The sequence below is a fragment of the Microcystis sp. M49636_WE2 genome (assembly GCF_030065375.1).
In the GTDB taxonomy this organism is placed as follows: Bacteria; Cyanobacteriota; Cyanobacteriia; order Cyanobacteriales; family Microcystaceae; genus Microcystis; species Microcystis aeruginosa_C.
Window position 1 is genome coordinate 1 of the sequence record NZ_JASJFG010000288.1, and the last position, 6,409, is coordinate 6,409.

The window sequence follows — 6,409 nt, forward strand, 5'->3', positions numbered from 1 at the left end:
CCCCTGAAAACCGCTCACGGAGTTTATATCACGGTTCACGGACATTTTTACCAACCACCGCGAGAAAATCCCTATCTAGACAGAATTGAACGGCAACCGAGCGCCCATCCCTTCCATAATTGGAATGAACGCATCCATCACGAGTGTTATCGTGCCAATGCTTTTGCACGCATTTACAATGACCGGGGGGAAGTAATCAAAATAGTCAATAACTACGAATATCTCAGCTTTAACATCGGGGCCACCCTAATGTCATGGATGCAATCCCATGATCCCGAAGTTTACCAACGCATCCTGACAGCGGATCAAAAAAGTTGTCAACGCTTAAACGGTCATGGTAACGCCATTGCCCAGGTCTATAATCATATCATTCTGCCCCTAGCCAACAAACAGGACAAATACACCCAAATTCGCTGGGGAAAAGCCGATTTTCAGCATCGTTTCGGCCGTGATCCCGAAGGAATGTGGTTAGCGGAAACAGCCATTGATTTAGCCACAGTGACAGCTTTAATCGATGAGGGGATTAAATTCACCATTTTAGCCCCTTCCCAGGCCCTGCGCTGTCGTCCTTTCCCTAGCGACCATGATCCCCATCCCCAATGGCACGCGGTGGCCGGAGGTCAAATCGATCCCACCCGTCCCTATCGCTGTTACATCCCCGATGGTCGTTATCTGGATATTTTCTTCTACGATGGTCCAATTTCTCGCGATATGGGCTTTAATGATGTCCTAGCCAGCAGTGATTTTCTCGTCGGTCGTCTGGGACAGGCAATTAAAGGGGATCATCGTCCCTCCCAGTTAATCAGCGTCGCTACCGATGGGGAAACCTTCGGCCACCACAAACAGGGGACAGAGAAGTGTCTTAGCTATGCTTTTACGGAATCTTTCCCTAAAAACGGCTGGACAGTCACCAATTTTGCCCATTATCTCAGTATTTGCCCCCCCACTTGGGAAGTGGAATTAAAACCCGTGACCGCATGGAGTTGTGTACATGGCGTAAATCGTTGGCAGGATGACTGTGGTTGCGGGGGAGGGGGAAATTACCAGCAAAAATGGCGTAAACCCCTGCGGGAGTCCCTAAATTGGCTCAGAGATGAGTTAATTAAGGTCTATGAGATTCAGGGACGGGAATTTTTCCGGGATCCTTGGCAGACAAGGGATGACTACATTGCCGTTATTTTAGATCGATCCCCAGACGCGATCGAACATTTCCTCGCTTTGCATCAAAGTCGCAACCTGAGTAAAAGCGAGAAAATCGATGCTTTGCGTTTATTAGAAATGCAAAGACAGGCTTTATTAATGTTTACCAGTTGTGGCTGGTTTTTTGAGGAAATTTCTCGACCTGAAGGCACGCAAATTTTGAGATATGCTGGCCGGGCCCTGGAATTAGCCGGAGAAGTGGCCGGAATTCAATTAGAAATGAATTTCCTCAGTCGTCTAGCTTTCGCCCCCAGTAACGTTAAGTTATATCAAGATGGGGCTGATGTCTATCGACAATTGGTCACTTCTGCGCGGGTGGATTTGGAACAGGTGGCGGCCCATTACGCCATTAGTTCCCTATTTACCAATTATTCCAGTCATCATCGGATTTATTGTTACAATACCCGTCAATTAGATTATCAAAAACAAGCGATCGGGTCTTTAACTTTAGCGGTGGGACAGGTGGAATTAACCTCGGAAATTACCCAAGAAAGTGAACATTTTGTCTTTGCTGTTCTACATTTAGGAGGTTGGGATTTTTACTGCTGCATTCAACCTTTTAACGGTCGGTTAATCTATACCAATCTTAAGGACCATCTCTTTGAATCTTTACAACAGGCCAGTGTCTCAACCATGATCGTAGAAATGGGGCGCGGATTGGGAGAAAACTTTTTTGCTTTACCCCATCTTTTTGCCGATGAAAGACACCGGATTATGCAGAAGGTGACAGCCGAAACTAAAAAACGTCTCGATCAATTATACACCCAAGTTTATCGGGATAATTACGGCATTTTAGCGGCTTTCCAACGGGATGAGCTGCCCGTACCTCAAGAGTTACAGGTAGCGGCCGATATTGCCATTTCTCATCGTTGTTTACAGGTGATTAATGCCCTAGAAAAAGATTTTGAGCAGCGGCAAGCAACGGAAAATAATCTCGATCAATTATTTGCTATTGCTAAGGAGGCCAATCATTTACACTGTCAATTAAATATTCCCGAAGCGCGTCAAACCTTAGAAAGTTTGCTCTGGCAATCTCTTGGGAAATTATTACACGATGGTGATCCTTTAACGGCGGAGGAGGATACTCGCTTAATCACCCGTTTAATTGAAGTTAGCCAACAATTAAAGCTAGGATTATCCCTCGATCGCTCTCAGGAATTATACTATTATTACTTCCATGGTCGTCTAGTTCTTAATTCTTTGCGGTCCAATTCAATAGATGCTGCCTGTCCCTGGCCGATGACTCAATTAAAATGGTTATTACTATTAGGACAGGTGTTAAAAGTTGATGTGAGTATTTGGCTGTAAAATCAGTCAAAGGGTGGGCAATGCTCACCCTTTGATTATTGGGTAGGTTAGGCGATGATTGCCCCGGAACTCAGGTTAACCCAGAGACTAAACCCTTAGATTTATAATGGATCATAAGTCTCTCATCGAAGGTTTACATGACTATCACGCCGATTTATACCGCCTCAGCCAGCACAGTAACCCAGTATCCCGATGCTTTTGGGCGTTTTGGACGCTACGGGGGCAAATACGTCCCGGAAACCCTGATGCCAGCCTTAAGTGAACTAGAAACGGCCTATAATCAGTATAAGGACGACCCCGATTTTCAAGAAGAATTAAATCAACTGCTCAAGGATTACGTCGGTAGACCTAGTCCCTTATATTTTGCCGAACGTCTCACCGCCCATTATGCCAAAGCTGACGGCACTGGGGCGCAAATTTACCTGAAACGGGAAGATTTAAACCATACCGGGGCCCACAAGATTAATAACGCCCTCGGTCAGGTTTTATTAGCCAAACGCATGGGTAAAAAGCGAATTATCGCCGAAACTGGAGCAGGACAGCACGGCGTGGCCACCGCTACGGTTTGCGCTCGTTTTGGTCTAGAATGCGTGATTTATATGGGAATTCACGACATGGAACGCCAAGAACTCAATGTTTTCCGCATGAGACTGCTTGGCGCGACGGTGCAACCCGTGGCCGCCGGGACGGGAACCCTGAAAGATGCCACCTCGGAAGCGATTCGCGACTGGGTAACTAATGTGGAAACCACTCACTACATCCTCGGTTCTGTGGCCGGTCCCCATCCCTATCCGATGATGGTACGCGATTTTCACGCGGTTATCGGTCAAGAAACTCGTCAGCAAAGTCTGGAAAAATGGGGCGGTTTACCGGATATTCTCCTCGCTTGTGTGGGTGGTGGTTCTAATGCTATGGGTTTATTTCATGAGTTTGTTAAAGAAGCTGCCGTGCGTTTAATTGGTGTGGAGGCCGCCGGGGAAAGTATCGCCTCCGGAAAACACGCCGCCACCCTTACCCAAGGTCAACCGGGGGTTCTACATGGGGCCATGAGTTATTTATTACAAGATAACGAAGGTCAAGTTATCGAGGCCCACTCCATTAGTGCCGGTTTAGATTATCCCGGAGTCGGGCCAGAACATAGCTTTTTAAAAGATAGTGGTCGCGCTGAATATTACAGTGTCACCGACAAGGAAGCACTAGAAGCTTTTCAAAGAGTTTCCCGTTTAGAAGGGATTATTCCGGCCCTAGAAACTGCCCACGCTTTAGCCTATTTAGAAACTCTTTGCCCACAAGTGACCGGTAGTCCTCGCATTGTTATTAATTTCTCCGGACGGGGTGATAAAGATGTGCAATCGGTGGCTAAATATTTATCGATGAATGGTTAACAGTGAGCAGTTATCAGTTATCAGTTATCAGTGAGAGGGATAAGCTATTGTGCATCTAAATTTGATATTCGTTTTGACCTGTTCCTCGTTCCAGACTAGCTTAATATGAAAAGTTCTTTTAAGAAGGGTTATCAGTTAGGAATTTTGATGCTTGTATCGACAAGTTTAATGGCCTGTAGTGCCTTAAACTATAGCTCTTTTACGGAACTCGTACCTTCTTTCTCTCCCTCTCCTTCTCCTTCTCCTGTGGATGCGGCAACTTTACTTGTTTTAGAGAATAAAATCTATCAACAGGTCAATCGCTATCGTCAATCTCGCAATTTATCTCCCCTACTGTTAAATCGGGCAATTTCGCAACAAGCAAGATTACATAGCCAACGTATGGCCGCGGGTTTAGTTCCTTTTAGTCATCAAGATTTTGACAAAAGAGCGCAAACTATTGGTGTTTCAGTTCCCTATCAAGCGGTGGGGGAAAATGTGGCAGTTAATCAAGGTTATGAGGACCCGGTAATGATTGCTGTGGATGGTTGGATTAAAAGTCAAGGTCATCGGGAAAATATGGAGGGAGATTTTGATAGTACCGGGATTGGAGTAGCGACGGATAGTCAAGGAAAATTGTACTTTACTCAAATCTTTTTAAAACGTCAATCCGCTCCTGTTTCTACTAATCCCCTTAGCTACGATCCTATCGGGAATCAATCTTTTTTTATTACCCTTGAAGAAAACACTAATTATCAAGTTAATCGCTACCGAATTTCTCAAAATTTACCGTCCCTACGTCTCGATGCTCGCATTAGTCATGAAGCTCGCTTATTTAGTCAAAAAATGGCCAATAAACAGGCTCCTTTTAGTCATGATGGTTTTGAGGGAAGAGTCAAGGCAGTACAAAGGAAGATTCCTTTAGAAAAAATGGGCGAAAATTTGGCTTTTATGAAGGGATATCCTGACCCCGTGAGTGTTGCCGTCAAGGGTTGGATTAATAGTCCTGGTCATCAAAAAAATATGGTTGGTGATTATAATCTCACTGGTATCGGTATCGCTAAAAATAATGCTGGTGAATATTACTTTACACAACTTTTTGTTAAAAAGCGTTGACAAAATGACCACGATGATATTTAAATTTAATTACCAGTTTTTAACATCAGTTATCAGTTATCAGTTATCAGTTATCAGGGAAATAAAGGCAGTCGTGCGATAGGCAAAAGCATTACAAATTTCCCTCCTATCTCCTGTCTCCTGTCTCCTATCTTCTAACTATATGAACTTAGACAATTTTCAAGTGTGCGATCGAGATTTAAGCGATGACCTATTATCCCGTTATCTAGGGGTTAATTCGATCGCTGTAGATACAGAAACTATGGGATTAGTACCGGGACGCGATCGACTGTGTTTAATTCAACTCTGTGACCCCAGTGGTTTTGTCACCGCTATTCGCATTTTTAGGGGGCAAACAGAGGCTCCTAATCTCAAAAAGGTCATGGAAGATGAGCGGATAGAAAAAGTCTTTCATTTTGCCCGTTTTGATGTGGCTCAACTATCCCATACTTTTGGCATTGCCACGCAACCGATTTTCTGCACCAAAATCGCCAGTAAACTGGCTCGGACTTATACCAGCAGTCACGGGTTAAAAAGTCTCGTGCAGGAATTGGAAGGCATAGAATTAGACAAAACCGCTCAGAGTTCTGATTGGGGAAATGCCGCTAATCTTACCCCACAACAACTGAGTTATGCTGCTAACGATGTGCGCTATTTACTGTCAGTGCGAGATACACTAATTGTGATGCTGCAAAGAGAAGAAAGATGGGAATTAGCACAAAAATGCTTTAGTTGTATCCCCGTCTTCACCGCTTTAGATTTACAGCAATACAAAGATATCTTTGAGCATTAGTCGGCAAAAGTTACGGTCTATTTAATAAGTAAATAGAAGATAGATTTTGTCTTTGATCTCCCCTTAATAAGGGGGGTATCTGACAATTTTTAACACCCACCCACTCAGTCCGATTGACTCCCAATCGAACTTTAAAACCCCAGTTATGGATTGTTTATCCCCACTTCCCCACTTCCCACTTCCATCACTGGTTACTGATCACTGAAAATGCTGCCCAGGGCCAAAAGCTGCCAAGATCACAAAAAAGACCGCTATGATCCAAAATAGAAATCATCGTCATTGGTAGAGAATAGGTAAAAAATCTATGACATCTTATGCGGCCTCCTCTGCACGAGCCGAAATGAGCGAACTTCGGCGCCTAAAAACCCTGCTACCCCCAGAATTACAAAGTTGGGTAACGGTAGAAGGTTCTACAGAGATTAACCCCCCCCTGATCCGTTGTGAAGAAATTGGCAGAGATGAGGTAGAAATTCAGATAGATTTAGCCAAATGGGAAAATTTAGCCATCGATCAGCGTAATTTGCTCTTTTGGCATGAAGTGGCCAGGATTCAAAATGATAGTATTCCGCGGGAAGGCTGGGAAATGGCCGCCCTCGCTATTGGTTTAGGTGGTGCGGTGGGGGAATTA

5 protein-coding genes are annotated in these 6,409 nt (G+C 44.5%); all 5 read left to right on the forward strand.

The window, feature by feature from the left end; all coding sequences use genetic code 11:
* The coding region (locus PX484_RS06845; protein WP_288103245.1) for a DUF3536 domain-containing protein at positions 1–2,508 on the forward strand (2,508 nt) is incomplete at its 5' end.
* A gap of 137 nt (positions 2,509–2,645) precedes the next feature.
* Complete coding sequence (gene trpB, locus PX484_RS06850) at positions 2,646–3,893, forward strand: tryptophan synthase subunit beta (protein ID WP_287766952.1); 1,248 nt, start codon at positions 2,646–2,648, stop codon at positions 3,891–3,893.
* 105 nt (positions 3,894–3,998) lie between these two features.
* On the forward strand, positions 3,999–4,988 hold the full coding sequence (locus PX484_RS06855) for a CAP domain-containing protein (protein ID WP_287670943.1): 990 nt from the start codon (positions 3,999–4,001) through the stop codon (positions 4,986–4,988).
* A gap of 163 nt (positions 4,989–5,151) precedes the next feature.
* Complete coding sequence (locus PX484_RS06860; protein ID WP_004163758.1) at positions 5,152–5,781, forward strand: ribonuclease D; 630 nt, start codon at positions 5,152–5,154, stop codon at positions 5,779–5,781.
* Between the two features lie 304 nt (positions 5,782–6,085).
* The coding region (locus tag PX484_RS06865; protein ID WP_288103248.1) for a DUF3318 domain-containing protein at positions 6,086–6,409 on the forward strand (324 nt) is incomplete at its 3' end.